The sequence below is a fragment of the Bacteroides sp. 224 genome, from assembly GCF_010500995.1.
In the GTDB taxonomy this organism is placed as follows: Bacteria; Bacteroidota; Bacteroidia; order Bacteroidales; family Bacteroidaceae; genus Bacteroides.
The window spans coordinates 68,457-92,991 of sequence record NZ_QVMK01000019.1 but is presented as its reverse complement, the minus strand read 5'-3'; the positions used below and the strand labels follow the sequence as shown (position 1 = coordinate 92,991).

27 protein-coding genes and 1 tRNA gene are annotated in these 24,535 nt (G+C 40.1%); 23 read left to right on the top strand and 5 right to left on the bottom strand.

Translation table 11 applies throughout. From position 1 onward, the window contains the following. Positions 1-8: 8 nt before the first annotated feature. From D0T60_RS10640 to D0T60_RS10545, 20 genes are all read left to right on the top strand, one after another. Positions 9-914, top strand: coding sequence for a class I SAM-dependent methyltransferase (locus D0T60_RS10640; RefSeq protein WP_163218164.1), 906 nt, complete (start codon positions 9-11; stop codon positions 912-914). Next, the gene (locus D0T60_RS10635) at positions 911-1,792 is read left to right on the top strand and encodes an ABC transporter permease (protein ID WP_163218163.1); all 882 of its coding nucleotides are present in this window, start codon (positions 911-913) and stop codon (positions 1,790-1,792) included. The genes D0T60_RS10640 and D0T60_RS10635 overlap by 4 nt, the downstream gene beginning before the upstream one ends. Before the next feature lie 26 nt (positions 1,793-1,818). Then, positions 1,819-2,052 (top strand): DUF3098 domain-containing protein, encoded by a 234-nt coding sequence (locus tag D0T60_RS10630; RefSeq protein ID WP_163218162.1) that lies wholly within the window; start codon positions 1,819-1,821, stop codon positions 2,050-2,052. 3 nt (positions 2,053-2,055) lie between these two features. After that, positions 2,056-2,856 (top strand): undecaprenyl-diphosphate phosphatase, encoded by an 801-nt coding sequence (locus tag D0T60_RS10625; RefSeq protein ID WP_163218161.1) that lies wholly within the window; start codon positions 2,056-2,058, stop codon positions 2,854-2,856. Between the two features lie 7 nt (positions 2,857-2,863). Next, on the top strand, positions 2,864-3,565 hold the full coding sequence (gene truB / locus D0T60_RS10620; protein WP_163218160.1) for a tRNA pseudouridine(55) synthase TruB: 702 nt from the start codon (positions 2,864-2,866) through the stop codon (positions 3,563-3,565). A 17-nt stretch (positions 3,566-3,582) separates the two neighbouring features. Then, on the top strand, positions 3,583-4,641 hold the full coding sequence (gene queA / locus D0T60_RS10615) for a tRNA preQ1(34) S-adenosylmethionine ribosyltransferase-isomerase QueA (RefSeq protein ID WP_163218159.1): 1,059 nt from the start codon (positions 3,583-3,585) through the stop codon (positions 4,639-4,641). A gap of 6 nt (positions 4,642-4,647) precedes the next feature. After that, positions 4,648-5,112: a 2-amino-4-hydroxy-6-hydroxymethyldihydropteridine diphosphokinase gene (gene folK, locus D0T60_RS10610; protein WP_163218158.1), complete on the top strand. Its 465-nt coding sequence runs from the start codon at positions 4,648-4,650 to the stop codon at positions 5,110-5,112. A 158-nt stretch (positions 5,113-5,270) separates the two neighbouring features. Continuing rightward, positions 5,271-6,563 carry a methionine adenosyltransferase gene (gene metK, locus D0T60_RS10605; RefSeq protein WP_163218157.1) on the top strand — a complete coding sequence of 431 codons (1,293 nt, stop codon included), beginning with the start codon at positions 5,271-5,273 and terminating at the stop codon, positions 6,561-6,563. Positions 6,564-6,742: 179 nt separating this feature from the next. After that, on the top strand, positions 6,743-7,459 hold the full coding sequence (locus D0T60_RS10600; protein ID WP_163218156.1) for a DUF4271 domain-containing protein: 717 nt from the start codon (positions 6,743-6,745) through the stop codon (positions 7,457-7,459). Positions 7,460-7,463: 4 nt separating this feature from the next. Beyond that, positions 7,464-8,216: a uroporphyrinogen-III synthase gene (locus D0T60_RS10595; RefSeq protein WP_163218155.1), complete on the top strand. Its 753-nt coding sequence runs from the start codon at positions 7,464-7,466 to the stop codon at positions 8,214-8,216. Between the two features lie 141 nt (positions 8,217-8,357). After that, the gene (rnpA, locus tag D0T60_RS10590) at positions 8,358-8,744 is read left to right on the top strand and encodes a ribonuclease P protein component (protein WP_163218154.1); all 387 of its coding nucleotides are present in this window, start codon (positions 8,358-8,360) and stop codon (positions 8,742-8,744) included. Next, on the top strand, positions 8,741-8,962 hold the full coding sequence (gene yidD, locus D0T60_RS10585; RefSeq protein WP_163218153.1) for a membrane protein insertion efficiency factor YidD: 222 nt from the start codon (positions 8,741-8,743) through the stop codon (positions 8,960-8,962). The genes rnpA and yidD overlap by 4 nt, the downstream gene beginning before the upstream one ends. Before the next feature lie 11 nt (positions 8,963-8,973). Next, on the top strand, positions 8,974-9,615 hold the full coding sequence (locus D0T60_RS10580; RefSeq protein WP_163218152.1) for a TatD family hydrolase: 642 nt from the start codon (positions 8,974-8,976) through the stop codon (positions 9,613-9,615). A gap of 183 nt (positions 9,616-9,798) precedes the next feature. Then, positions 9,799-10,251 carry an IS200/IS605 family transposase gene (tnpA, locus tag D0T60_RS10575; protein WP_163218151.1) on the top strand — a complete coding sequence of 151 codons (453 nt, stop codon included), beginning with the start codon at positions 9,799-9,801 and terminating at the stop codon, positions 10,249-10,251. A 211-nt stretch (positions 10,252-10,462) separates the two neighbouring features. After that, positions 10,463-11,761 (top strand): tyrosine--tRNA ligase, encoded by a 1,299-nt coding sequence (tyrS, locus tag D0T60_RS10570; RefSeq protein ID WP_163218150.1) that lies wholly within the window; start codon positions 10,463-10,465, stop codon positions 11,759-11,761. A 146-nt stretch (positions 11,762-11,907) separates the two neighbouring features. Beyond that, positions 11,908-11,978, top strand: a tRNA-Gln gene (locus D0T60_RS10565). Positions 11,979-12,050: 72 nt separating this feature from the next. Next, on the top strand, positions 12,051-12,608 hold the full coding sequence (locus D0T60_RS10560; RefSeq protein ID WP_163218149.1) for an OmpH family outer membrane protein: 558 nt from the start codon (positions 12,051-12,053) through the stop codon (positions 12,606-12,608). Then, a complete protein-coding gene (locus D0T60_RS10555; protein WP_163218148.1) occupies positions 12,605-13,195 on the top strand; it encodes a hypothetical protein in 591 nt (196 codons plus the stop codon). The genes D0T60_RS10560 and D0T60_RS10555 overlap by 4 nt, the downstream gene beginning before the upstream one ends. 54 nt (positions 13,196-13,249) lie before the next feature. Continuing rightward, positions 13,250-14,014: a hypothetical protein gene (locus D0T60_RS10550; protein WP_163218147.1), complete on the top strand. Its 765-nt coding sequence runs from the start codon at positions 13,250-13,252 to the stop codon at positions 14,012-14,014. After that, positions 13,971-14,684: a hypothetical protein gene (locus D0T60_RS10545; protein ID WP_163218146.1), complete on the top strand. Its 714-nt coding sequence runs from the start codon at positions 13,971-13,973 to the stop codon at positions 14,682-14,684. Before D0T60_RS10550 ends, D0T60_RS10545 begins: the two co-directional genes overlap by 44 nt. On the opposite strand, the gene D0T60_RS10540 is transcribed toward D0T60_RS10545, so the two are convergent. From D0T60_RS10540 to D0T60_RS10530, 3 genes are all read right to left on the bottom strand, one after another. Further along, complete coding sequence (locus D0T60_RS10540; protein ID WP_370524415.1) at positions 14,681-16,432, bottom strand: AAA family ATPase; 1,752 nt, start codon at positions 16,430-16,432, stop codon at positions 14,681-14,683. The genes D0T60_RS10545 and D0T60_RS10540 overlap by 4 nt on opposite strands. A 575-nt stretch (positions 16,433-17,007) precedes the next feature. Next, complete coding sequence (locus tag D0T60_RS10535; RefSeq protein WP_370524414.1) at positions 17,008-18,756, bottom strand: AAA family ATPase; 1,749 nt, start codon at positions 18,754-18,756, stop codon at positions 17,008-17,010. 112 nt (positions 18,757-18,868) lie between these two features. Beyond that, positions 18,869-19,513: a murein L,D-transpeptidase catalytic domain-containing protein gene (locus D0T60_RS10530; RefSeq protein ID WP_163218145.1), complete on the bottom strand. Its 645-nt coding sequence runs from the start codon at positions 19,511-19,513 to the stop codon at positions 18,869-18,871. A gap of 236 nt (positions 19,514-19,749) precedes the next feature. Between D0T60_RS10530 and kduI the strand changes: the two genes are divergently transcribed. From kduI to D0T60_RS10515, 3 genes are all read left to right on the top strand, one after another. Continuing rightward, a complete protein-coding gene (gene kduI / locus D0T60_RS10525; RefSeq protein ID WP_163218144.1) occupies positions 19,750-20,592 on the top strand; it encodes a 5-dehydro-4-deoxy-D-glucuronate isomerase in 843 nt (280 codons plus the stop codon). Between the two features lie 99 nt (positions 20,593-20,691). Next, positions 20,692-21,483, top strand: a complete 792-nt coding sequence (locus D0T60_RS10520) for a gluconate 5-dehydrogenase (protein WP_163218143.1) — start codon at positions 20,692-20,694, stop codon at positions 21,481-21,483. Positions 21,484-21,592: 109 nt separating this feature from the next. Next, on the top strand, positions 21,593-22,837 hold the full coding sequence (locus D0T60_RS10515; RefSeq protein ID WP_163218142.1) for a DUF4861 domain-containing protein: 1,245 nt from the start codon (positions 21,593-21,595) through the stop codon (positions 22,835-22,837). Between the two features lie 67 nt (positions 22,838-22,904). Here D0T60_RS10515 and D0T60_RS10510 read toward each other — a convergent pair whose 3' ends face one another. Together D0T60_RS10510 and D0T60_RS10505 are read right to left on the bottom strand one after the other, a co-directional pair. Next, positions 22,905-23,903: an NAD-dependent epimerase/dehydratase family protein gene (locus tag D0T60_RS10510; RefSeq protein ID WP_163218141.1), complete on the bottom strand. Its 999-nt coding sequence runs from the start codon at positions 23,901-23,903 to the stop codon at positions 22,905-22,907. Between the two features lie 9 nt (positions 23,904-23,912). Continuing rightward, positions 23,913-24,521, bottom strand: coding sequence for a polysaccharide deacetylase family protein (locus tag D0T60_RS10505; protein WP_163218140.1), 609 nt, complete (start codon positions 24,519-24,521; stop codon positions 23,913-23,915). Between the last annotated feature and the right edge of the window lie 14 nt (positions 24,522-24,535).

The following is a 24,535-nucleotide window of genomic DNA, read 5'->3' as shown; positions in this document are numbered from 1 at the left end:
TAGAACAAATGAATAAACTCATCCTAAAATCTTGTCCTCTTTGTGGTAGCACACAAATAAAGCACTCCCTTACTTGTATGGATTTTTATGCTTCGAGAGAACGGTTTGAAGTTTTCTCTTGCGAGGCTTGTGGCTTTGTGTTTACGCAGGGAATTCCTTCGGGAGATGAGATAAATAAGTATTATGAGAGTTCTGATTACATCTCTCATTCCGATACCAAGAAAGGTTTAATGAATACTCTCTATCACCGTGTACGTAAATATATGCTAAACAAGAAGGCGCGAATGGTGGTAAGAGAAGCACATCGCCAATCCGGACGTTTGCTTGATATAGGTACCGGAACCGCTTATTTCCCCAACGCTATGATGAAGAAGCAAGGCTGGGAGGTAGAAGCAGTAGAAAAAAACGCTGATGCCCGTGCTTTTGCCAAAGAAAAATTCAATATAGACGTAAAAAGCGTAGATGCACTGAATGAGTTTTCTCCTGCTTCCTTTGATGTAATTACATTATGGCATGTAATGGAACATCTGGAGAATCTGCATGAAACCTGGGATCGCCTGTTTGAGCTATTAGAAGCCAAAGGTATTCTGATTATAGCAGTTCCAAACCAGGCTTCTTATGATGCACAGAAATATGGTTCCGATTGGGCTGCGTATGATGTTCCGCGTCATTTATGGCATTTTACTCCCGGTACTATGCAACAATTAGCCTCCAAACATGGTTTTATTATGGCGGAACGTTATCCGATGCCTTTTGATGCTTTCTATATTTCAATGTTGAGTGAGAGGAATAAAGGAAGTCGTTTCTCCTTCCTGAAAGGAATGTATGTGGGCACCATAGCATGGTTTCATGCATTGATAAAGAAGGAACGAAGTAGTTCGATGATTTATATATTCAGAAAGAAAACAAAATGAGCAACAGAAAGTCACATAATGCCCCTTCATATTTCGATATGCAGTTTCTAACATCGAGCATTAGTACGATGCTTGTATTATTGTTGTTGGGATTAGTCGTGTTTTTTGTATTGGCAGCCAATAATCTATCTGTATATGTACGCGAGAATCTGAGCTTTGCCGTTTTGATTAGCGACGATATGAAAGAGGCAGATATCCTGATCCTTCAAAAGCAACTGGATAAAGAGCCTTTCGTGAAACAGTCAACCTATATCTCCAAAAAACAGGCGTTGGCAGAACAAACCGAAGCGATGGGAACCGATCCGCAGGAATTCTTGGGATACAATCCTTTTAAAGCCTCTATCGAGATAAAACTTCATGCTGATTATGCCAACTCCGATAGCATTGCTGTAATTGAAAAAGGTATCAAGCAAAATTCCAGCATACAGGAAGTGCTTTACCAAAAAGAATTAATTGATGCCGTGAATGATAATATAAAAACCATCACCGTGGTGCTTCTTGTATTGGCGTTGGTGCTGGCTACTATTTCATTTGCACTGATTAATAATACCATTCGACTGGCTATCTACTCTAAACGTTTCTTGATTCATACCATGAAACTGGTGGGAGCAAGTTGGGGCTTTATTCGTCGCCCCTTCCTGATGCGGAATATCTGGAGCGGAGTATTGGCGGCGATTTTGGCAGATGCCATCTTGATGGGAGTAGCTTATTGGCTGATTACTTATGAGCCTGAACTAATCAGCGTAATTAGCCCCGATGTGATGCTGATTGTTATGGTTTCGGTGTTGGGATTTGGTGTTATTATTACTTTCTTTTGCGCTTATATATCTATCAATAAATATTTGAGGATGAAGGCGAATGCATTGTATTCTATATAAATAGGTAAACATATAAATAAGGTAAAATGGAAGATAAACAAAAATTTGCTTTCGATAAAGTCAACTTTATCTTGTTGGCTGTAGGGATGGCTGTAGTTATCCTTGGATTTATTTTGATGGCGGGACCCGCTTCAACAGAAACAGCATTCGAACCTGATATTTTTAGTGTACGCAGAATAAAGGTAGCTCCTGCTGTTTGTTTTTTGGGTTTTATTTCAATGATATACGCCATATTGCGTAAACCGAAAGCAGTAAGATAAAGAATGGAATGGTTTGAAGCACTGATCCTTGGGTTAGTTCAAGGGTTTACAGAATATTTGCCTGTTAGTAGTAGTGGGCATTTGGCCATAGGAGCCGCTTTGTTCGGTCTTGAGGGAGAAGAAAATCTGACTTTTGCAATAGCCGTACATGCTGCTACCGTATTAAGTACTATTGTAATACTTTGGAAAGAAATAGAGTGGATTGTAAAAGGAGTCTTTAAGTTCCAATGGAATGATGAAATGCGCTATGCCGTGAATATCATTGTTTCTATGATACCTGTAGGCATTGTAGGTGTATTTTTTAAAGATGAAGTAAGTGCCCTTTTTGGCGAAGGCTTGCTGTTGGTAGGATGTATGCTGTTGGTTACTGCGGCATTGTTGGCATTTTCTTATTATGCCAAACCTCGTCAGAAAGAAAAGATCTCCATGAAGGATGCCTTTATTATTGGTCTTGCTCAGGCTTGTGCTGTATTGCCGGGATTATCTCGTTCGGGCTCTACTATTGCCACAGGCTTGCTATTAGGCAATAAGAAAGAAAATTTGGCACAGTTCTCATTCTTAATGGTGCTTGTGCCTATATTGGGCGAAGCGTTGTTGGATTTGATGAAAGGTGGATTTAGTCCGGCAGCGTCGGGTATTCCTGTTGTGTCATTGTTAATAGGTTTTCTTGCTGCTTTTGTATCCGGATGTATAGCTTGTAAATGGATGATTAATATCGTGAAGAAGGGCAAACTGATCTACTTTGCAATTTACTGTAGCATAGCCGGAGCAGTTACTATTATTCTATCATTGATCAAATCATAATTTGCGGATGAACTTTAAAGAAGGAGAGGTACTATACTTTTATAAGCCATTGCATTGGACTTCGTTCAATCTGGTAAATCGGGTGCGGTACCATTTGTGCAGAAAGATAAAGGAGAAGAAACTGAAAGTTGGCCATGCCGGTACCCTCGATCCTCTTGCTACAGGAGTAATGATAATTTGTACAGGCAAAGCCACCAAACGAATAGAAGAGTTTCAATATCAAACCAAGGAGTATATAGCTACCATTCAGTTAGGGGCTACTACTCCCTCTTATGATTTGGAGCATGAGATAGATGCCACTTATCCCACAGAGCATATAACTCGTGAGATGGTGGAAAATACATTGAAGCAATTTATAGGTGAGATACAGCAAATACCGCCCGCCTTCTCGGCTTGTAAAGTAGACGGTACACGTGCGTACGATCTGGCTCGCAAGGGAAAAGAGGTAGAGCTTAAACCCAAATTGCTTGTGATTGATGATATAGAACTGTTGGAATGCAACCTGCCCGAGATAAAAGTAAGGGTAGTTTGCAGCAAAGGAACTTACATCCGGGCATTGGCTCGTGATATTGGTGAAGCATTGAATAGTGGAGCGCATCTTACCGGATTAATTCGTACCCGTGTAGGCGATGTGACTTTAGAAAACTGTGTGCAGTTCGACGATTTCGTTGACTGGCTGGATAAATTGGAAATAGAAGAAAATAATTAAAGCAAAATAGAGTAGATATGAAACTATCGCAATTTAAATTTAAGTTACCCGAAGAGAGAATTGCTTTGCATCCCACGAAGTACAGGGATGAATCTCGTTTAATGGTTATTCATAAGAAAACCGGAGAAATAGAGCACAAGCTTTTCAAGGATGTACTGACTTACTTTGATGACAAAGATGTGTTTGTGTTTAACGACACCAAAGTATTTCCTGCCCGTTTGTATGGAAACAAAGAAAAGACCGGGGCACGCATTGAGGTATTCTTGTTGCGCGAATTAAATGAAGAACTTCGTTTATGGGATGTATTGGTAGATCCTGCCCGTAAAATCAGAATCGGGAATAAACTCTATTTTGGTGAAGACGATTCAATGGTAGCCGAGGTGATTGATAATACAACATCGCGTGGCCGTACATTGCGTTTTCTCTACGATGGACCGCATGATGAATTTAAGAAAGCATTATACGCATTGGGAGAGACTCCACTGCCTAAGATGATTGTAAACCGCGATGTAGAACCGGAAGATGCAGAACGCTTCCAGTCTATTTTTGCAAAGAACGAAGGAGCAGTTACAGCACCCACAGCGAGTTTGCACTTTAGCCGTGAATTGCTGAAACGCTTGGAAATTAAAGGAATAGACTTTGCATACCTTACATTACATGCCGGTTTAGGAAACTTCCGCGATATAGATGTAGAAGACCTGACAAAGCATAAAATGGACTCGGAGCAAATGCTTGTATCCGAAGAAACTGTCGGCATGGTGAACAATGCCAAAGACATGGGCAAGAATATATGTGCTGTAGGAACCACTGTAATGCGTGCCATTGAAAGCACTGTAAGTACCGACGGACACCTGAAACCCTACGAAGGATGGACAAATAAGTTTATCTTCCCTCCTTATGACTTTACAGTAGCCAATAGTATGATATCCAATTTCCACATGCCGCTGTCTACCTTATTAATGATTGTGGCTGCATTCGGAGGTTACGACCTTATCATGGATGCTTATGAAGTGGCTATCAAAGAAGAATATCGCTTTGGTACGTATGGCGATGCTATGCTTATTTTAGACAGATAATAAACAATGGCTTTTATTTATTTAGGATTGGGCACCAACCTTGGAGATAAGGAAAGCAATCTTCAAAAAGCCATCACTTTTATAGAAAGGCGGATAGGGAGAGTAGTCTCCTTATCCGCTTTTTATGAAACGGCTCCTTGGGGATTTGTTTCTGTTCATTCCTTTCTGAATGCCGTTGTATGTGTGGAAACAAGTATACTACCAAGGCAACTACTGAATAAAACGCAATCCATAGAAAAAGAGATCGGCCGTACTTCCAAATCGGTGAACCATACGTATGCAGATCGCTTAATTGATATTGATCTTCTTCTGTATGATGATCAGGAAATCAATGAGCCGGATTTAATCATTCCCCATCCGTTAATGACCGACCGAAAGTTTGTTATGGAGCCCCTGGCAGAGATTGCACCTAATTTAACACACCCGGTATTAAAGAAAACGATGAAAGAATTATCCGATCTATTAAAATAATACGTACCTTTGTAGCCGAAAAGATATGTGGAGAAATTTGAGTAGCTTGCAACCACAGAAAAAAATGCTAAAACAACATTCCTTTCTGCTTTATACACCCTACTCATTGTTTATACCCCTCCACTATCTTAATTACTAATTCATAATTCTTAATTAAAATGAGTTATCTATTCACATCCGAATCGGTGTCTGAAGGGCACCCCGATAAAGTGGCCGATCAAATATCGGACGCTGTACTTGATGAGCTTTTGGCTTACGATCCAAGTTCTAAAGTAGCTTGCGAAACCCTGGTAACTACCGGTCAGGTGGTTTTGGCCGGAGAAGTGAAATCTGAAGCTTATGTCGACTTACAAGAAGTTGCAAGAGGAGTAATTAAACGCATTGGTTATACCAAAGGTGAGTATATGTTTGAAGGGAACTCCTGTGGGGTGTTTTCCGCCATTCATGAGCAAAGCCCTGACATAAACCGCGGCGTGGAACGAAAAGATCCGATGGATCAGGGAGCTGGCGACCAAGGAATGATGTTCGGTTATGCAACCCATGAAACAGAGAACTACATGCCGCTGTCATTGGACTTATCGCACCGTATTCTTTCTGTGTTGGCAGAAATCCGTCGCGAAGGTAAAGTGATGACGTATCTTCGTCCCGATTCAAAAAGTCAGGTGACTATTGAGTACGAAGATAATGGTAAGCCAATCCGCATAGATACCATTGTTGTATCTACTCAGCATGATGATTTTATTCAGCCCGAAAATGATTCTTTGGAAGCCCAATTGGCTGCTGACGAGAAAATGCTGGCTATTATCCGGAAAGATGTTATCGAGATACTGATGCCACGTGTATTTGCTACTATTAACCATCCGGAAGTATTAGCTCTGTTCGATGCTAACATTACTTATCATGTGAATCCGACAGGTAAATTCGTGATTGGAGGTCCTCACGGAGACTCCGGTTTAACAGGTCGTAAAATCATTGTTGATACCTACGGAGGAAAAGGAGCCCATGGTGGTGGTGCTTTCTCGGGTAAAGATCCAAGTAAGGTAGACCGCAGTGCTGCCTATGCGGTTCGTCATATTGCTAAAAATCTGGTAGCTGCCGGTGTAGCTGATGAAATATTGGTTCAGGTATCTTACGCTATTGGTGTGGCTCGCCCTATCAATATCTATGTAAATACTTATGGCCGTAGCAATGTGCCAATGAGTGACGGAGAGATTGCTTGCAAGATTGACGAGTTATTTGATCTGCGCCCAAAAGCCATTGAAGACAGACTGAAGCTCCGCAACCCAATTTACAGCGAAACAGCTGCTTACGGACACATGGGGCGTGAACCGCGTATTGTAACCAAGAAATTCAGCTCTCGTTATCAACCGGATAAGACTATGGAAGTGGAACTCTTCACATGGGAAAAGCTGGATTATGTAGATAAAGTAAAAGAAGCATTTGGTTTATAATGCTATATGGGCGGGCTTGTATGTCCGCCCTTGTTTTTGTACTTTTGCCTTATCAATCATAAAACACCCCTGTTAATGAATAAAATAAGCGCTATTTGTGTGTATTGTACCTCCAGTACTCAGGTAGATGAGAGTTGGAAGCATATATGGGATATTTCTATTCGTAAATTTGCTGCAATATGAGTACCTCTTCCGATTGGATAGAAGGAATATTAATACCATACTCCACTAAAACGGATGACGGTATTGCGATTATTCTGCTGCTTTGCTTTATCTTTTCGGCCTATATTTTAGGACGGAGCAAAAAGATACTCTTCCAACAAGGAAAGAATTTCCTGTTTCATAAGGAGCGAAGTAGCCTTTTTGTTTCTTCCACTGCGGCAGATATGCGCTATTTGTTGTTTTTGGTTGTGCAGACTTGTATACTTTCGGGTATTCATATATTGACTTACTTTGAGGGCGTTTGTCCTGTTTTATTTCAAAGAATACCCTCCTATATTCTTCTTTTTGCCTACATCCTTGTCGCTATTTTATATGTAATATTGAAGTGGGGAATCTACTCTTTCTTGGGGTGGATTTTCTTCGATAAAAACAAAGTCGACCTTTGGCTTGAGTCCTATTCTACACTGCTTTACTATTATAGCTTTGCCTTATTTCTTCCTATTTTGATCATTGTTTATTTTGATGTAAGTGTTTATGTTGTGGTAATAACTGGCCTGATTTTCGTAATTATTGCTAAAATACTGATATTCTATAAGTGGTTAAAGCTTTTTTTGAATAAAGTTGATGGAGTATTCTCTTTAATTTTGTACTTTTGTGCCCTTGAAATCATACCTCTCTTTTTGTATTATCAGGTATTGATTCAAATTAATAGTTTGTTGCTTATAAAATTTTAGGACGTTGAAAATCAAGAAAGTACTTGTGTCGCAACCAAAACCTGCGTCAGAAAAATCTCCTTATTACGACATTGCAGAAAAGTATGGAGTAAAAATAAATTTCCGCCCTTTCATCAAGGTAGAAAGACTTTCTGCGAAAGAATTCAGACAACAAAAAATATCCATATCGGATTATACCGCTGTCATTTTCACCTCCCGCCATGCCATTGACCACTATTTCAATTTATGTGCGGATTTACGCGTAACCATACCTGAAACTATGAAGTACTTTTGTGTAACTGAGGCAGTAGCCCTTTATATACAGAAATACGTTCAGTACCGAAAGAGAAAGATTTTCTTTGGTTCATCCGGTAAAATAGAAGATTTAGCTCCTTCTATCACCAAGCATAATTCGGAAAAGTTCATTGTACCGGTTTCGGATGTTCGTAATGGCGATGTGAAGAATTTGCTGGATAAATTGAAAGTTCAATATGTAGAGGCTGTTATGTACCGTACGGTAAGTAACGATTTCACAGAAGATGAAGAGTTCGACTATGATATGCTTGTATTCTTCAGCCCTTCGGGAGTATCTTCGCTACAGAAAAACTTCCCGAATTTCGATCAGAAAGAAATCAAAATCGGAACATTCGGAACAACCACAGCACAAGCTGTACGCGATGCCGGATTTCGCTTGGACTTAGAAGCTCCTACGCCTAATGCGCCATCTATGACTGCTGCACTCGAATTGTTTATCAAAGAAACAAATAAAGGAAAATAATCGTATATAAGAAGTTACGAGTTACAAGTTACGGAGTTACGAGTGCCATACGGATGGATCGTAACTCCGTTTTTGTAAACCGGAATTTTCTTCCTATACTTGTAACCCGTAACTCGTAACTCTGTAACTCGTAACTGACCAATGCAAAGAAATACATTTTGTAAAGCCGAAAAGCTAAATAGTAAGAAACTTATCGAAAAGATGTTTGAAGGTGGTTCAAAATCTTTCTCGGTGTTTCCGCTGCGTATGGTTTGCATGGAGCTTGAAGAGGCGGGGAAAGTACCTGCTGCCATTCTGATTAGTGTGCCTAAAAAACGCTTTAAGCGAGCAGTACATAGAAACAGAATAAAGCGCCAGATACGCGAAGCTTACCGGAAGAATAAACATGAACTTCTTCAATACCTTGAACAACAAGAGAAATCGGTTGTTATAGCTTTTATCTACTTGTCGAATGAAATGATTTCGTCCACCCAAATAGAGGATAAGATGAAGATACTATTGGCAAGGACAATTGAAAAGCTATCATGAAGAAGTTACTTTCATACATATTGTTGCTGCCGATCTACTTTTACAGAGCGTGCATTTCTCCATTATTGCCCCCTTCCTGCCGATATACTCCAACCTGTTCTCAATATGCCATTGAGGCAATAAAGAAGCATGGTCCCTTTAAAGGATTTTATCTGGGGCTGCGAAGAATATTACGTTGCCATCCGTGGGGAGGCTCCGGTTATGATCCTGTGCCTTAATTAATCCGGTTATGGAATTGCTGGATATTCATACTCATCACTCACCAAGTAATCCGCTACAAGCAATTATGAATGTGGTAGCCTCTGCGGAGGTGGCGCCTCATTTACCTTCTGAAGATGGATTTTACTCGATAGGCTATCATCCGTGGTATCTTTCTTCCAATAAAGAAGAAGACTGGGATTCGTTGGCCGGTATTGCAGGCAGGGCGAATGTTTTGGCTATTGGCGAAACCGGTCTTGATAAATTAGCCAATACAACAACTCCGAATATTCAGGAATATGCCTTTAGGAAGCATATAGAGATATCAGAAATGATAAAGAAGCCGCTCATTATTCATGCTGTTCATTCGTTTAATGAGGTTATTCATCTTAAAAAAGAACTAAACCCTGTCGTGCCGTGGATTATTCATGGCTTTCGTGGGAAGAAAGAAATGGCAAAGCAACTAACCGATCATGGCTTTTACCTTTCATTGGGCGAGAAATATAACAAAGAAGCATTGAAAACCATTCCGGTTGACAAATTGTTTCTGGAAACCGACGAAAGTGATGTCCCTATCCTTACTTTGTATCAAAATGCTTCTCAATGTTTGGACCTTTCTGCTAATGAATTGATAGAGAGGGTGCAACAAAATATCAATATTGTTTTTAAGTAGTAGGTAAAAATAGGCCAACGGCCTAATAGCCTTTAGCGTAGGGCAAGGGAGGCGGATGCCGACCATCGCCCTATGGATAGATGATAGACAATGTTTAGCAAATGAGGCTGTAAGCCTCGGAGCCGCCATTCCATTTTCTCTATTCCATCTCTTTTGTTATCTTTGCTCGCTAAACGACAAACTATGCCACAATCATTATCTAAAGTCTATGTACATATCACCTTTAGTACTAAACATCGTTATCCATTTATTGATAATCAGGTCGAAGAACGACTTTGGGAATATTTGGGTGGAGCATGCAGAGCATTAGAATGTTATCCTATTCAGATAGGAGGTTATAAAGACCATATTCATATTCTTTGTCTTTTATCTAAGAAGATTACCCAAATAAAGTTGATTGAAGAAATAAAGAAGCAATCTTCTAAATGGATGAAAACAATTGCACCTTCGTATGCTAATTTTTATTGGCAGGATGGTTATTGTATTTTTTCTGTTAATCCTTCGGAAAAGGATATTGTAATAAATTATATTCGCAATCAAAAAGAACATCATCGTATCCGTACATTTAAAGAGGAACTCATTGCATTTCTAAAGAAGTATGAGCAAGAATATGATGAACGATATCTTTGGGAATAAGTAGTTTCATGGAGGCTCCGAGACCTACAGCCTCGTTTCTATCCAATATCAATTCAACTTCAATCATAGGGCGGCGGTCGGCAGAAGCCTCCCTTGCCCTACGCTAAAGGCTATTAGGCCGTTGGCCTATAAAACTACCTGTAAAGGTACCATTATATCAAACTAAAGTCGTATTTTTGCCTTGTAAACATATTAAATAATAAATCATTCGATGAATTTTGTAGAAGAATTAAGATGGAGAGGCATGATTCAAGACATGATGCCCGGAACCGAAGAACAGTTACAAAAAGGAATGACTTCTGCTTACGTAGGTATTGACCCTACAGCCGATTCATTGCATATCGGACACTTGGTGAGTGTGATGATGTTGAAGCATTTTCAACGCGCCGGACATCGCCCGATTGCTTTGATAGGTGGTGCCACCGGTATGATTGGTGACCCTTCGATGAAGTCGGCCGAACGTAACTTGTTGGACGAAGCCACTCTCCGTCACAATCAGGAAAGTATCAGAAAACAGCTGGCGAAATTCCTTGATTTCGACTCTGATGCCCCTAATGCAGCCAAGTTGGTAAACAACTACGACTGGATGAAGGAGTATTCGTTCCTGAACTTTATCCGTGATATCGGAAAACACATCACTGTAAACTACATGATGTCGAAAGATTCGGTGAAGAAACGTTTGAACTCCGAATCAAGTGTAGGACTCTCTTTCACAGAGTTTTCTTATCAACTTTTACAAGGATACGATTATTTATATTTATATCAAAACGAAGGTGTTCGCCTGCAAATGGGTGGTTCGGATCAATGGGGTAATATTACTACCGGAACCGAATTAATTCGTCGTAAGATGGGGCATGAAAGTGAAGCTTTTGCACTGGTTTGTCCGTTGATAACTAAAGCAGACGGTGGTAAATTCGGCAAAACAGAATCGGGTAACGTATGGTTGGATCGTCGTTATACTTCTCCATATAAGTTTTATCAGTTCTGGTTGAATGTAAGCGATGTGGATGCTGCTAAGTACATTCGTATCTTTACAGCATTAAACCAGGAAGAAATACTTGCTTTAGAGAAAGAACAAGAAGAAGCTCCGCATTTGCGTGCCTTACAAAAACGCTTGGCTAAGGAGATTACCGTTATGGTACACTCTTTGGAAGATTATGAAGCGGCCGTAGAAGCATCAAACATCTTGTTTGGTAATGCTACCTCCGATGCATTGAAGAAATTGGATGAAGACACCCTTTTAGCCGTTTTTGATGGCGTTCCTCAGTTCGAGATCTCCAAAGATCTTTTGAAAGAAGGAACAAAAGCCGTTGATTTGTTTGTAGAAAATGCGGCCGTATTCCCTTCAAAAGGCGAAATGCGTAAACTTGTTCAAGGCGGTGGTGTTGCTTTGAATAAAGAGAAGTTGGCTGCCTTCGATCAGGAGATTACAACAGCCGATTTGCTGAACGATAAATATCTGCTGGTACAAAAAGGCAAGAAGAATTATTATTTGGTGATTGCTAAATAATTCGTGCTAAACAATAGAAATTTTAACCCCGATCTTATAAATCGGGGTTTTTTTATAGTAAAACAAAAAATAGTTCTTTAAATACTTGCAAAATAGAAACAGTAGCCCTATCTTTGCACCGCTTTTTAACAGAAAGCACACAAGTTTGTCTCATGGTGTAATGGTAGCACAACAGTTTTTGGTTCTGTTTGTCTAGGTTCGAATCCTGGTGAGACAACAAAAAAAGACACTCTACAGGTTATTGCTTGTAGAGTGTTTTTTTATTAAGAAACACTTAATACATTCAACGATGAAAAAAACAGTTCTTTTAATCTTCTTTTTTGTAGGAACAATTTTTTGTGTTAATGCACAAGAAACAGAATTTGGCACCACAACACCTGTTCAAGTCCTTAAAATTGGATATGTTAATATGGATTCGTTACTGACAAATTATAAAATGTGGAATGATATGATGGCGCAAACGCTTCAAAAGGAAGAAAATATACGCACATCATTGAATCTGAAGATGAAAGATTTAGAGAAAGAAATACAATTATTTCAAGAGAAAATAGAAAAAAATGCTTTCATCAGTGCCGAACGAGCCCAACAGGAATATGACCGAATTCAGAACAGACAAGAAAATCTGGAAAAAGAGAAAGAACAATTGGCTGTAGAACTAAAAAACGAGAATGATCAGAATGCTGTTGTTCTTCATAAAGCCATCAGCGCATTCATCGAAGAATATGCCCAGGAAAAAGGATACGATTTTATCCTTACCAACTCAGGCTTTGATAATATACTCTATGGGAAGAAAGAACATAACGTAACGCAAGAAGTGGTAGAGGGGCTTAATGCGAGACTGCCATGAATCCCAAATTCCAACGTTTCTTTACCTACTTAGATTGGGCATTGTATGTCTACTTTTTCTTTTTGCTTCTTCGGGTATGGGTTGCCCCTAATCCGCTTACGGCTGGCGATATGCTTGATAACTTTTCCGGCTTAGTCGTTCTGGAGGTTATCATGATTCCTTTTAAAATGTTCATTGTTGTCTTTGGACGTAAGTTCGGTTTATATTTCTCTATCTTTTGGTATTGTTTATCATTAGGGGGAATCTTGCTGAATATCAATGACACAGGTTTTGCTATAATGCTTCTGTTCTTTTTGTTTAGTCGTATGTGGTCGATTTACTTTAATACTACAAAAGCAGAGAAAAAGCTTTCCTTGTTATTCTCGGTTGGGGCACTCTTTATTTTGATATTCTTTTGGGGGATTTTCTCTTTCTTGATTCCTTCATTTGGATTGACTGAAGAGTTTCTGAATAGCATTGTTTACAACACCAACAACACATCACCTAAATACACAATTTGCCTTTTACTTACCTATTATATCTCTACAATAGTTATTGACTATAAATTGAAGAAGCGCTTTAAAGAAGACGAACTATGCCATAATTAATCGAAGAAAGAGTACATACATTATAGGATAAGTATCAAAAACACAGCATATACCATGTTAAGAAGAGAGAGGAGGGCGCAAGAAAGAAGAGAAAAGAAAGAGAAAAAACACTCTTTTCAGAAAGTCAAAACTCCGGAAATACTTGTTCAAAGCGAAACTTCTCCTAAAGAAACGCTTCGGAAAGAGCCTCGCTTTTCACTTGTTTTTGATTGGATTGATATCGCCTTCCAGCTATTTTTCATCTATCAGTTATTTCAGTTATGGATTACTCCCGACCCGACAACAGCCGGCAGCTTGCTCGATAGTGTAGAAACATTGCTCTTATTGGAGTTTTCCATGGTTCCTTTTAAAATTTTTGTCATCATCGCAGGACGCAAATATGGAACCATTATAGCCTTTCTGTTTTATGGCTTATTGACTGTAATGTTGCTTAGTCTGATGAAGAATACTACCCATTCTTTTGTGTTTATCCTTATGCTACTTAATCGTATGTGCGCAATTTGTCTGAATAAAATAGATAAAAAGAAGGCACTTTATCTTGCAATGTCTATAATTTCACTCATCATTGTATTAGTCATTCAAGGAGCTTTCATGTTTTTTCAGCCTTCCTTTGGGCTTACAGAAAGTTTTTTGGATAGTATTTCTTATCGGACTGAATTTATGAATGCAAAATTCCAAGTACTTTTCCTAATTGAGTATTATATAGCAAATATTGCTTTAATGATTATTATGAGGCATATAGATTGGAGTAAAACAATAGTAATTGATTTTAAACATGGAACGAAGAAACAAAAAGAAACGCGCACCCCGGAAGAGTGAAACAACAGGCACTTACTTTCAGAATAAGTCAAACAAGCCGACCGCTATACCGCAGAATCGTTTCTTTGCATGGATATTCGATTTAATAGATATTGGGTTCTGCTTGTTTTTGGCCTATCAATACTTTCGTTTATGGTTTTCGCCTACGCCTGCAGATATATCGCAAGTATATTATTTTGCCACACTCATGGCTTTTGAATTTGTAATGGCTCATTCCGGAGTATTTATGGCAGTGATGCCTGTGAAATGGTCTCTTCTTTTTTTCTTTCCTTTTTACGGATTATTTGCATGGGCTTTTACCAGTTCGGTAGGCGATTTATCCATTCTTTGGATCTATCTGATTGTTGTTTTCAATCGAATGCGGTTTGCTTTCTTCAATGTAGATGGAGTAGAAAAATCTCGTATGGTGATGAGTGCAGTTGCTACGATTCTTATTTATTTCTTTTTGATGTTATTCATCGCTATATTCTCGGGGTTGATTCCTGAATTAGGCTTATCTAAAGACTTTCTGGAACGTGCCGATTATGCAAGTGTAAAGAGAGGGAGTGGCCTGTTTTTAGATGAGCCCCAAGTTGCTATATGCTTTGGAGCCATCTATTATATACTGATAGCTTGGGCGGATTTTAAGATAAAACGCGTGAAGGGGTTTAGTGATTGGGGGGAGGATTAGTTACATACCTCTTCCATCTCCACCAGCTCCCACCCACGAAATACCACAGTAATAAGCCGCAACTTTGCCCCTCCGATAGTACTTGTTACGATATCATCCGAAGCATATTTCAGCAGTTGTGCACGGGCTTCCTCCTTAAGAGAGGCAATGCGAGCGTCCGGATCAGTTCGTTTCAGGTACTTTACTTCCAGCAGATAGGCATACTCCGTGTCGGGTAGCCGGGTGCTGGGCTGGAAGTAGAAGTCGGCATACCCTTTGGCCAGTTCATATTCGGGCAGTAACATATAGTTGTGTGTCATCCCCAAATAAGCCAGCAAGAAGCCTTTTACATGCGCTTCGCCATCAATAAACTCGCGTACGCGACTTTGCTTTTCCAGTTCGGAGGCGATGTAAGAGAAAACAGGTTTCCATTCTCCCTGGTAAGCCATAGCTTCTATCAGTTTTCCTAGTTGATAGAAGTCTATGCGGAAAATATTATTGTCGGATAGCCCTTCTATCAGATAGGAATATATTTGTTCTCGGACGGTATGATTGGGGATAGTCAAAACTATATTTCCCCGATAGGTACCTCGTATGCTTAGCAGTCCGAAATAGTAAAGCAGCGACTTGAAATTATTTGGGTCTACCATCTGCTCTACCGAGAAACCACTGTTAAGGAGAGCGGTTGTTTGTCCAGTTTCCACTATCTCGCGAATCACGGAGAAGTTTTGTCCCAGTTCTTTATCAATCTTAATGAGATGGCGCAGCTTGTTGTAATCGGTGCGGATGTTTTTATCGATCATCTCCCGGGGAGGCCGTCCGTCAACCAAGCAACTATTGAGATAGTAAAGCACCATGTCAGAGTTGTACATAGACTCCTCCAAGCGTTCTTCGGCAAAGCAATAGTTATCATACCAAGGCTCTATCTCTTTTATGATTTCATCAACCTCCATATTCAACAGACCATGCTCGTAGTAATACTCTAACATGGTGCGTAGCTCCGGTTCGGAGAATCCTACCAGATTGTTGAATCTGGGAGAGGTAGTAAAATTAGTACCAATATTAAACCCTGAAGTTACATCATCCAGTGTAATGGGGCTTACTCCGGTAATAAACATTCGTTCCAGTGCCATGCCGCTTCCGGTAGTCATCACCTTGATTACATTGAAGAAGAAACGGAAGAATCCATCGCCATGCGTAGCATCCTGATAAGCCTTTTTGCCTATATTGGCAAGAATGGAGTTAGTGAAGTTATCGTACTCGTCGATGATGAGGTAGATGCGTAAACCCAGTTCACTGGCACGCCCGTTGATGTATTGCAGTCTTGCTGTTGCACTGGCACGTTTTATCAATTCTTCACGAAAGTCGGCTTGAAAAAGATGCTCGTAGCGGTTTGCAAATTCAACAAACCGTTCGGTACAATGTTCTTCAAAGGAGGCCTCTAATCGTTCAGGGTATGAATCGACCGCCGAGAAGTTAAAACGAAGCACCATAAACTTTGCCCGTAAGTTAGTGGGGTTTTGGTAAATCCAGCGTTCGCCAAAAAGTTCTTCAAAGCGTTCGGCATTATTAATATCATAGTAAGAATCGAGCATATTGAGCAGCAGGCTTTTGCCGAACCGCCGGGGGCGAATCAGAAAGAAATAGGAAGCAGCTTGTTCTATTAAGGGAATAAAATGGGTTTTATCTACATAGTAGTAATTATCACGTGCCATACGCTCATAATCGCTCAACCCGTAAGGAATATTTTTAATATTGTTTGCCATCATCATGATTACTTTCTTGAGTGATAGCAAAGATAATGTTTATTGGTGTAATATTGTTCTGCTTTTTATAAATCTGTTTGTTTGTGGAGTGATTTCAATATGAAATCGGTTCTGCTGAAAGGTCAGACTTAACGTTACATTAGGTCGGACCTTTTCAATAATTAGGTCGGACCTTTTGCCTCGTTAGGTCTGACCAAACTGAATTTTCAGTTCTTCTTATTTGGTACAATCAAGTATATGATTGCGAAAAGCATAGGTGCGTGTACCTTATTAATATAGATGTATTTGTAAGGATTGCTTAAGTGTATACTTAATGGTTGCAAAGGTATATACCTAAGAGTCGCTTAAGTGTACACCTAATGGTTGCAAAGGTGTACACTTACAGACTGCTTAGGTATATACCTTTGTATCTTGTGAATATATGCCTACAGAGTGCCAAGGTGTGTAGGTTGAGAGGGTAAAGGCATATAGGTTGAAATGGTAAAAGTATATAGTGGAGAATGGATATTGAAGACATCTCTTTTTAGGTCAATGGTGGCAAAATATGAAAGAGAACAAATAAAACACAATTAGGTATTTTATTGAACCTCCTCCATCTCTACCAACTCCCACCCACGAAATACCACAGTGATAAGCCGTAACTTTGCCCCACCAATAGTACTTGTTACGATATCATCCGAAGCATATTTCAGCAACTGTGCACGGGCTTCCTCTTTGAGGATAGCAATGCGAACGTCCGGTTCGTCGCGTTTCAGATACTTTACTTCTAACAGATAGGCATACTCCGTGTCGGGTAGCCGGGTGCTGGGCTGGAAGTAGAAGTCGGCATACCCTTTGGCCAGTTCATATTCGGGCAGTAACATATAGTTGTGTGTCATCCCCAAATAGGCCAGCAAGAAGCCTTTTACATGCGCTTCACCATCAATAAACTCGCGTACGCGACTTTGCTTTTCCAGTTCGGAGGCGATGTAAGAGAAAACCGATTTCCACTCTCCCTGGTAAGCCATAGCTTCTATTAGTTTTCCTAGTTGATAGAAGTCAATGCGGAAAATATTATTGTTGGATAACCCTTCTATCAGATAGGAGTATATTTGTTCTCGGACAGTATGATTGGGGATAGTCAAAACTATATTTCCCCGATAGGTACCTTGTATGCTCAGCAGTCCGAAATAGTAAAGCAGCGACTTGAAATTGTTTGGGTCTACCATCTGCTCTACCGAGAAACCGCTGTTAAGGAGAGCGGTTGTTTGTCCGGTTTCCACTATCTCGCGAATCACGGAGAAGTTTTGTCCCAGTTCTTTATCAATCTTAATGAGATGGCGCAGCTTGTTGTAATCGGTGCGGATGTTTTTATCGATCATCTCCCGGGGAGGCCTACCTGTACGTAAACAGTGGCTAACATAGTAAAGTGCCATATCAGAGTTATACATGCTTTCGCTTAAACTATCTTCGGAAAAGCAGTAATTGTCATACCAGGGCTTCATTTCCTTCATCATCTCATCTACATCCATTTTCAATACTCCTTGTTCGCAGTAGTATTCCAGCATGGTACGTAGTTCCGGTTCGGAGAATCCCACGATGTTATTAAACTGTGCATCAGTAGTAAAGTTTGTACCAATATTAAATCCTGAAGTTACATCATCCAGTGTAATGGGGCTTACTCCAGTGATAAACATTCGCTCCAGTGCCATGCCACTACCGGTAGTCATCACCTTGATTACATTGAAGAAAAAGCGAAAGAAACCATCGCCATGTGTAGCATCCTGATAAGCCTTTTTACCGATATTGGCAAGAATGGAGTTGGTAAAGTTATCGTACTCGTCGATGATGAGGTAGATGCGCAGACCAAGATTGCTGGCGCGTCCGTTAATGTATTGCAGCTTTGCTGTTGCGTTGCCTCGCTCTATCAATTCTTCACGAAACTCAGGATGAAAGAATCGTTCATAACGATCGGTAAATTCCAAGAAACGTTCTGCACAATGTTTTTCAAATGAGGCCTCTAAATGTTCAGGCCGTGAGTCGACTGCTGAAAAGTTAAAGCGCAGTATCAAGAACTTAGCCCGTAAGTTAGTGGGGTTTTGGTAAATCCAGCGTTCGCCAAAGAGTTCTTCAAAGCGTTCGGCATTATTAATATCATAGTAAGAGTCGAGCATATTGAGCAGCAGGCTTTTGCCGAATCGCCGGGGGCGAATCAGAAAGAAATAGGAAGCAGCCTGTTCTATTAAGGGAATAAAGTGGGTTTTATCTACATAGTAGTAATTATCACGTGCCATACGCTCATAATCGCTCAACCCGTAAGGAATATTTTTAATATTGTTTGCCATCATCATGATTACTTTCTTGAGTGATAGCAAAGATAATGTTTATTGGTGTAATATTGTTCTTTGTTTCCTTGTTTCTAAACTATGTATAAAGAACCGTTTATCTTTACCTTTCCTTTTATATATAAGCTGATTCTCTTTTTTCAGACTCATATATCCATAACAACACCGGTTTTTCGTCTTTATTCTCTTTTAATAGTTCATCAATCGTGCGCATCATTTCGTTAGACACCACTGGGCAACCCTGGCTCATTCCCAGTGGGAGATGAAACGGATAAACTTCTTTATTGGGTACATATTCGTAAGAGTGAAGCACAATATACCGTTTATAAGCATTGCTGTTTGTCTTTTCTAAACCGTGTAATTTGTAATGCACGTGGATGCCCCATTTGCTGTAAGAGCGAATGCCTACTTTGTATTTTCCTAAGGATGAACAGTAACTACCTTCCACATTACTATATATAGGTTGTTCGGTGGTGCTTTCTTTTCCATATCCGTGGGCACACAGGCTTGAGTATTTAATGGAATCTCCTTTAAAGTCCCAGATGAAGAAACGCTTCTTGCCGGAGTGTATGCCGAAATCAATCAAAAAGCAATAATCGGTATTATAACCTTTGCTTTGACAGTAACCTTTGAGGGAGTCTGCATGGGTTTTTACTTGTTCGGAAATTGAAGTGGAATCTTGTTTTGCGTTGCAATGAAAACAAAAGAGAGTGAATACAATACAGCAAAGAATGATGGGTAAGTATATATGTTTTCGCATGATATTAGTAATATGTGTTTTTAAGTTTGACTTGTTTTTGTGTATGCAAAGATAATCTTCTGTTAAGTACAATAACCCCTTAATTCGTATTATAATTGTTAAACAAACCCAATCTACCAATGTTTTGGACAAAATTGCAAGCTAATAGGACCAAATTTATATCTCTGTTCCGAATAGTTTTGCTATTTTTGTGTCGTGTGCGTAAACGAAACAACTAATTATAATATTCTATAGTTATGAAAACAAATTATGAAGTGCGTTATGCCGCGCATCCTCAAGATGCGAAGAGTTATGACACTGCAAGAATCCGCAGAGATTTTTTGATTGAAAAAGTATTCTCTGCCGACGAAGTAAATATGGTGTATTCTATGTACGACCGTATGGTAGTAGGTGGAGCAATGCCTGTAAAAGAAGCATTGCCTTTGGAAACAATCGATCCATTGAAGGCACCTTATTTCCTTACTCGTCGTGAAATAGGTATCTATAATGTAGGTGGAGCCGGTAAAATAAAGGTAGGCGATACTGTGTTTGAACTGGATTATAAAGAAGCATTATACATCGGTTCGGGCGATAGAGAAGTGACTTTTGAAAGCGTAGATGCTGCAAAACCAGCTAAATTTTACTTCAACTCACTGCCTGCTCACAAAAACTATCCCGATAAAAAGGTAACCAAAGCAGATGCGGTAGTAGCCGAAATGGGTTCTTTAGAAGGTTCTAACCACCGTAACATCAATAAAATGTTGGTTAACCAAGTGTTACCTACTTGCCAGTTGCAAATGGGTATGACGGAACTTGCTCCGGGTAGTGTATGGAACACCATGCCTGCACACGTTCACTCACGTCGTATGGAAGCTTATTTCTATTTCGAGGTACCCGAAGAACATGCGGTATGTCACTTCATGGGCGAAGTAGATGAAACGCGTCACTTATGGATGAAGGGTGATCAGGCTGTACTTTCTCCCGAATGGTCTATCCACTCGGCAGCAGCTACTCACAACTATACCTTTATCTGGGGTATGGGTGGCGAGAACCTGGATTATGGCGATCAGGATTTCTCGTTGATTACGGATTTAAAATAACAGGTAGAGACGCACGGCGTGCGTCTATTTCTTAATAACAAATGTTGTACAAAGACGCACGCCGTGCGTCTCTACGCGTTGAAACCTAAAATAATAAATATGGCAAATTTTTCTTTAGAAGGTAAGATCGCTTTAGTTACCGGCGCTTCTTATGGTATTGGCTATGCAATAGCAAGTGGCTATGCAAAGGCAGGAGCTACCATTGTATTTAATGACATCAACCAAGAGTTGGTGAACAAAGGGTTAGCTGCTTATGAAGCAGATGGCATCAAAGCTTACGGTTATGTATGCGATGTAACTAACGAAGATCAGGTAAATGCAGTAGTTGCTCAAATTGAAAAAGAAGTAGGTACTATTGATATTCTGGTAAACAATGCAGGTATCATCAAACGCATACCTATGCACGAAATGAAAGCAGCCGAGTTCCGTCAGGTAATTGATATCGACCTGAATGGTCCTTTTATCATGGCTAAAGCGGTGATTCCTGCTATGATGAAGAAAGGTGCAGGTAAAATCATCAACATCTGCTCTATGATGAGTGAGCTTGGACGCGAAACCGTATCAGCTTATGCTGCTGCAAAAGGTGGATTGAAAATGCTTACCCGTAACATTGCATCAGAATATGGTGAATACAATATTCAATGTAACGGCCTTGGACCGGGTTATATCGCTACTCCACAAACAGCTCCTTTGAGAGAGAAGCAAGCAGATGGCTCTCGTCATCCATTCGATCAGTTTATCATTGCTAAAACTCCGGCTGCCCGTTGGGGAAATCCGGAAGATTTGGTAGGCCCTGCCGTGTTCTTAGCTTCTGAAGCTTCTAACTTTGTGAATGGCCATGTGCTTTATGTAGATGGTGGTATTTTGGCTTATATTGGTAAACAGCCTTAAAAAAATTAGTTACGAGTTACAAGTTACGAGTTACAAGAGGAATATAGGTATCTTTCTCGTAACTCGTAACCCGTAACTGGTAACTCGTAACTCATAACTCATAAAGCAAATGAAAAAGATTCTTTATTTATGTGTAGCAGCTTTTATGCTTGCTGCCTGCAATGAGAGCAAGACTGTAAGCATAACGGTTTTTAATCCGCTTTCATTAGATAGAAATAACGAAATTGTTGAAGTATCAATTGCCGACGTATCAACGAAACTACAGTTGGCTGATGATGCACAATTTGTAATTTACAATACAAATGGCCAAGAAGTAGCCTATCAGATAACTTCGGACGATAAACTTATTTTTCCTGCGGATGTACCAGCCGATAGCACTGCCGTTTATGTAGTGAAAAAAGGTAAACCTGCCACGGTTCCTACACTTGCTTGTGGAAGACAATACCCGGAGCGTGTAGACGACCTTGCTTGGGAGAACGATTTGGTTGCTTTCCGTGCCTATGGTCCTGCTTTGCAGAAAACAGGCGAGAGAGCTTTTGGCTATGATGTATGGACTAAATATAACACTTCTGAGCCTGTAGTAGAAGATCGTTATGCAATGGAATTGAATCCTGAAACATTAGCTGCCATAGATAGCTTGAAGATTGCTGATCCCAATGCGGCTAAAGAACTTCGCGCAGCTACTTCTTATCATTTAGATCATGGTAACGGACTGGATTGCTATAAAGTAGGTCCCACCTTAGGTGGAGGTACTGCTGCATTGATGTCGGAAGGAAACATCATTTATCCTTATTGTTATAATGATTATAAGATATTGGATAATGGTCCTTTACGTTTCTCTGTGCAGTTGGTATATAACCCACTGACAGTGAAAGAAAACACTGATGTAGTTGAAACACGTATCATCACATTAGATGCCGGTTCTCACTTAAACAAAACAGTTATCTCTTACTCCGGTTTGAATGAAACTACAGAGATAGCCGCCGGTCTTGTGCTTCATGAAGCAGACGGTGAAGCTGTAATTGCTGCTGATGCAACCCAAGGTTACATTACTTATGCAGACCCTACAGATAACGCAAGTGGTGTGAACGGAAAGATTTTCGTTGCCGCTGTAGTGCCCGGTGCAGTGAAAGAGGCTAAAGCCATATATTTCTCTAAAGAAGAAAAAGAGAAAGAAAGAGGTGGAGCAGATGGCCATGTATTGGCTATCAGCGATTATCAGCCCGGAACAAACTATACATACTATTGGGGATCTGCTTGGAGCAAAGCCGGAATGGATGCCGAAAGCTGGAATCAATATGTAGCAGAATATGCGCAGAAGGTTCGTAAACCGCTGGAGGTGACGGTGCTGTAAAGAAATTCTCCACCGCATGGTGTAGGGCAGACACAAGACCTGCCCCTACGCCATGCAGGATATGATTTTATATAGAAAGATGAATCGAAGAACTTATCGTTTCTTCCATATTCGTAAAAGTAAAGCCATACGCCTCCCGTATCTTCTCTGACGAATAACTTTCCTGCTTCACTGCCGAAGTAATAATCTCTGAGGTTAACAGAGGCTTTCTCCCCGAAATAAAAGTAATCATCCTTTCTATGCCTTTGGCAAATAAAAGTCCTTTCTTTCCTACCGATATAAATGGTGGTCTTTTTCCTACGGCTTTCGCAATAAACGTAAATAACTCCCGGTTGGATAAGTTCTCGCTTACCAATATAAAACGTTGATTATAAACCTTTTGATGAACCAGCATAATTAATGCCCGGCAAACGTCCCGAACATCCACATATCCGGTTCTTTGGGGAGTGTAGAAAGGTATCCCGTTCTTGAATTTAGAGTATAATAGTAAGCTGCCTTTAGAAGCATCTCCTGCTCCTAAAATGATGCCGGGGTTGACAATAACTACAGGCAATCCCATGCCGGAAGCTTTCCAAACTTCCTGTTCTGCTGCGTATTTACTGTTGGAATATACAGAAGAGGTATTATGAAGATTCCAGGGAGTTTCTTCGGTAACAGTTTCTCCGTTTTGAGATTGTCCCAGTGCGCCAATGGAGCTGACAAAAGCAAAACAAGAAATAGAATTCTTTAAAGAAGCCTCAAGAAGATTTTGGGTTCCTGTTATATTGGTTTGAAGCAGTGTGTTGGGCGAAGATTCACCAAAGGAAACAATAGCCGCACAGTGATAAACAGTATGAATGCCTGCTAAGGTATTGTTCAAGCTTTCCGGGTTCAATAAATCCCCTTCTATCCATTCTATTTGCGCCATTACTTTATCAAATTCCATTTGATAGTATTCGCAAATAATCCTGAGCTCTTTAAATTGACTGTTAGCCCGTTTTAAAGCGCGTATTTGTTCGTTCTGTTTTACTAATTGGATCAGTAGATGTCCTCCTACCAATCCGCTTCCTCCTGTTACAAATACCATTGATGAGTTTTACAGCAATTTGAATTCATACCCTTGCTCTTGTAGCCATTCTATAGAACGGGGCAAGGCGTATTTCATATTCTTTTCCGCTTTTACAGAGTCGTGAAAGGTGATGATTGAACCATTCCTAACATACTTCTTTACGTTTTGAAACACCTGCTCTCCATTCCGTCTTTTACTATAATCGCGTGTTACAAGATCCCACATAACGATTTTGTAATGGCGTTTAAGCGTGAAATATTGCCCCCAGCGCATGTGCCCATGAGGGGGGCGGAATAAATCGGTCTTTAGCATTTCATTTGCCTTATCCGTGTTCTTCAGGTAGTTTTCCGATAAATACTCAAATCCACGAATGTGATTGAAAGTATGATTGCCAATACGATGTCCGCGATCTACCACCATCTGATATTCTTTGGGGTGTTTGCGCACATTATCTCCTACCATAAAGAAGGTAGCTTTCACGTTGTATTTGTCTAATAAGTCAAGTACCCAAGGGGTTATTTCCGGGATGGGGCCGTCATCAAAAGTAAGATAAACGGCCTTTTCGTTTGGATCCATCCGCCAAATAGCCCCGGGGTATAATGCTCGGAGAATTCTGGGTGGTTGTTCGATGAACATTCTTTAAAACGATC

What these genes read in the sequence shown, in the direction of transcription:
- tnpA (WP_163218151.1), top strand. Translation starts at nt 9,799, where the DNA reads ATGCCACAATCATTATCTAAAGTCTATGTACATATCACCTTTAGTACT.
- truB (WP_163218160.1), top strand. Translation starts at nt 2,864, where the DNA reads ATGAACTTTAAAGAAGGAGAGGTACTATACTTTTATAAGCCATTGCAT.
- D0T60_RS10545 (WP_163218146.1), top strand. Translation starts at nt 13,971, where the DNA reads ATGGAACGAAGAAACAAAAAGAAACGCGCACCCCGGAAGAGTGAAACA.
- D0T60_RS10625 (WP_163218161.1), top strand. Translation starts at nt 2,056, where the DNA reads ATGGAATGGTTTGAAGCACTGATCCTTGGGTTAGTTCAAGGGTTTACA.
- D0T60_RS10505 (WP_163218140.1), bottom strand. Translation starts at nt 24,521, where the DNA reads ATGTTCATCGAACAACCACCCAGAATTCTCCGAGCATTATACCCCGGG.
- rnpA (WP_163218154.1), top strand. Translation starts at nt 8,358, where the DNA reads ATGCAAAGAAATACATTTTGTAAAGCCGAAAAGCTAAATAGTAAGAAA.
- metK (WP_163218157.1), top strand. Translation starts at nt 5,271, where the DNA reads ATGAGTTATCTATTCACATCCGAATCGGTGTCTGAAGGGCACCCCGAT.
- D0T60_RS10535 (WP_370524414.1), bottom strand. Translation starts at nt 18,756, where the DNA reads ATGATGGCAAACAATATTAAAAATATTCCTTACGGGTTGAGCGATTAT.
- D0T60_RS10555 (WP_163218148.1), top strand. Translation starts at nt 12,605, where the DNA reads ATGAATCCCAAATTCCAACGTTTCTTTACCTACTTAGATTGGGCATTG.
- D0T60_RS10640 (WP_163218164.1), top strand. Translation starts at nt 9, where the DNA reads ATGAATAAACTCATCCTAAAATCTTGTCCTCTTTGTGGTAGCACACAA.
- D0T60_RS10635 (WP_163218163.1), top strand. Translation starts at nt 911, where the DNA reads ATGAGCAACAGAAAGTCACATAATGCCCCTTCATATTTCGATATGCAG.
- D0T60_RS10630 (WP_163218162.1), top strand. Translation starts at nt 1,819, where the DNA reads ATGGAAGATAAACAAAAATTTGCTTTCGATAAAGTCAACTTTATCTTG.
- D0T60_RS10520 (WP_163218143.1), top strand. Translation starts at nt 20,692, where the DNA reads ATGGCAAATTTTTCTTTAGAAGGTAAGATCGCTTTAGTTACCGGCGCT.
- D0T60_RS10560 (WP_163218149.1), top strand. Translation starts at nt 12,051, where the DNA reads ATGAAAAAAACAGTTCTTTTAATCTTCTTTTTTGTAGGAACAATTTTT.
- D0T60_RS10580 (WP_163218152.1), top strand. Translation starts at nt 8,974, where the DNA reads ATGGAATTGCTGGATATTCATACTCATCACTCACCAAGTAATCCGCTA.
- queA (WP_163218159.1), top strand. Translation starts at nt 3,583, where the DNA reads ATGAAACTATCGCAATTTAAATTTAAGTTACCCGAAGAGAGAATTGCT.
- D0T60_RS10530 (WP_163218145.1), bottom strand. Translation starts at nt 19,513, where the DNA reads ATGCGAAAACATATATACTTACCCATCATTCTTTGCTGTATTGTATTC.
- D0T60_RS10540 (WP_370524415.1), bottom strand. Translation starts at nt 16,432, where the DNA reads ATGATGGCAAACAATATTAAAAATATTCCTTACGGGTTGAGCGATTAT.
- kduI (WP_163218144.1), top strand. Translation starts at nt 19,750, where the DNA reads ATGAAAACAAATTATGAAGTGCGTTATGCCGCGCATCCTCAAGATGCG.
- D0T60_RS10600 (WP_163218156.1), top strand. Translation starts at nt 6,743, where the DNA reads ATGAGTACCTCTTCCGATTGGATAGAAGGAATATTAATACCATACTCC.
- yidD (WP_163218153.1), top strand. Translation starts at nt 8,741, where the DNA reads ATGAAGAAGTTACTTTCATACATATTGTTGCTGCCGATCTACTTTTAC.
- D0T60_RS10510 (WP_163218141.1), bottom strand. Translation starts at nt 23,903, where the DNA reads ATGGTATTTGTAACAGGAGGAAGCGGATTGGTAGGAGGACATCTACTG.
- tyrS (WP_163218150.1), top strand. Translation starts at nt 10,463, where the DNA reads ATGAATTTTGTAGAAGAATTAAGATGGAGAGGCATGATTCAAGACATG.
- D0T60_RS10515 (WP_163218142.1), top strand. Translation starts at nt 21,593, where the DNA reads ATGAAAAAGATTCTTTATTTATGTGTAGCAGCTTTTATGCTTGCTGCC.
- folK (WP_163218158.1), top strand. Translation starts at nt 4,648, where the DNA reads ATGGCTTTTATTTATTTAGGATTGGGCACCAACCTTGGAGATAAGGAA.
- D0T60_RS10550 (WP_163218147.1), top strand. Translation starts at nt 13,250, where the DNA reads ATGTTAAGAAGAGAGAGGAGGGCGCAAGAAAGAAGAGAAAAGAAAGAG.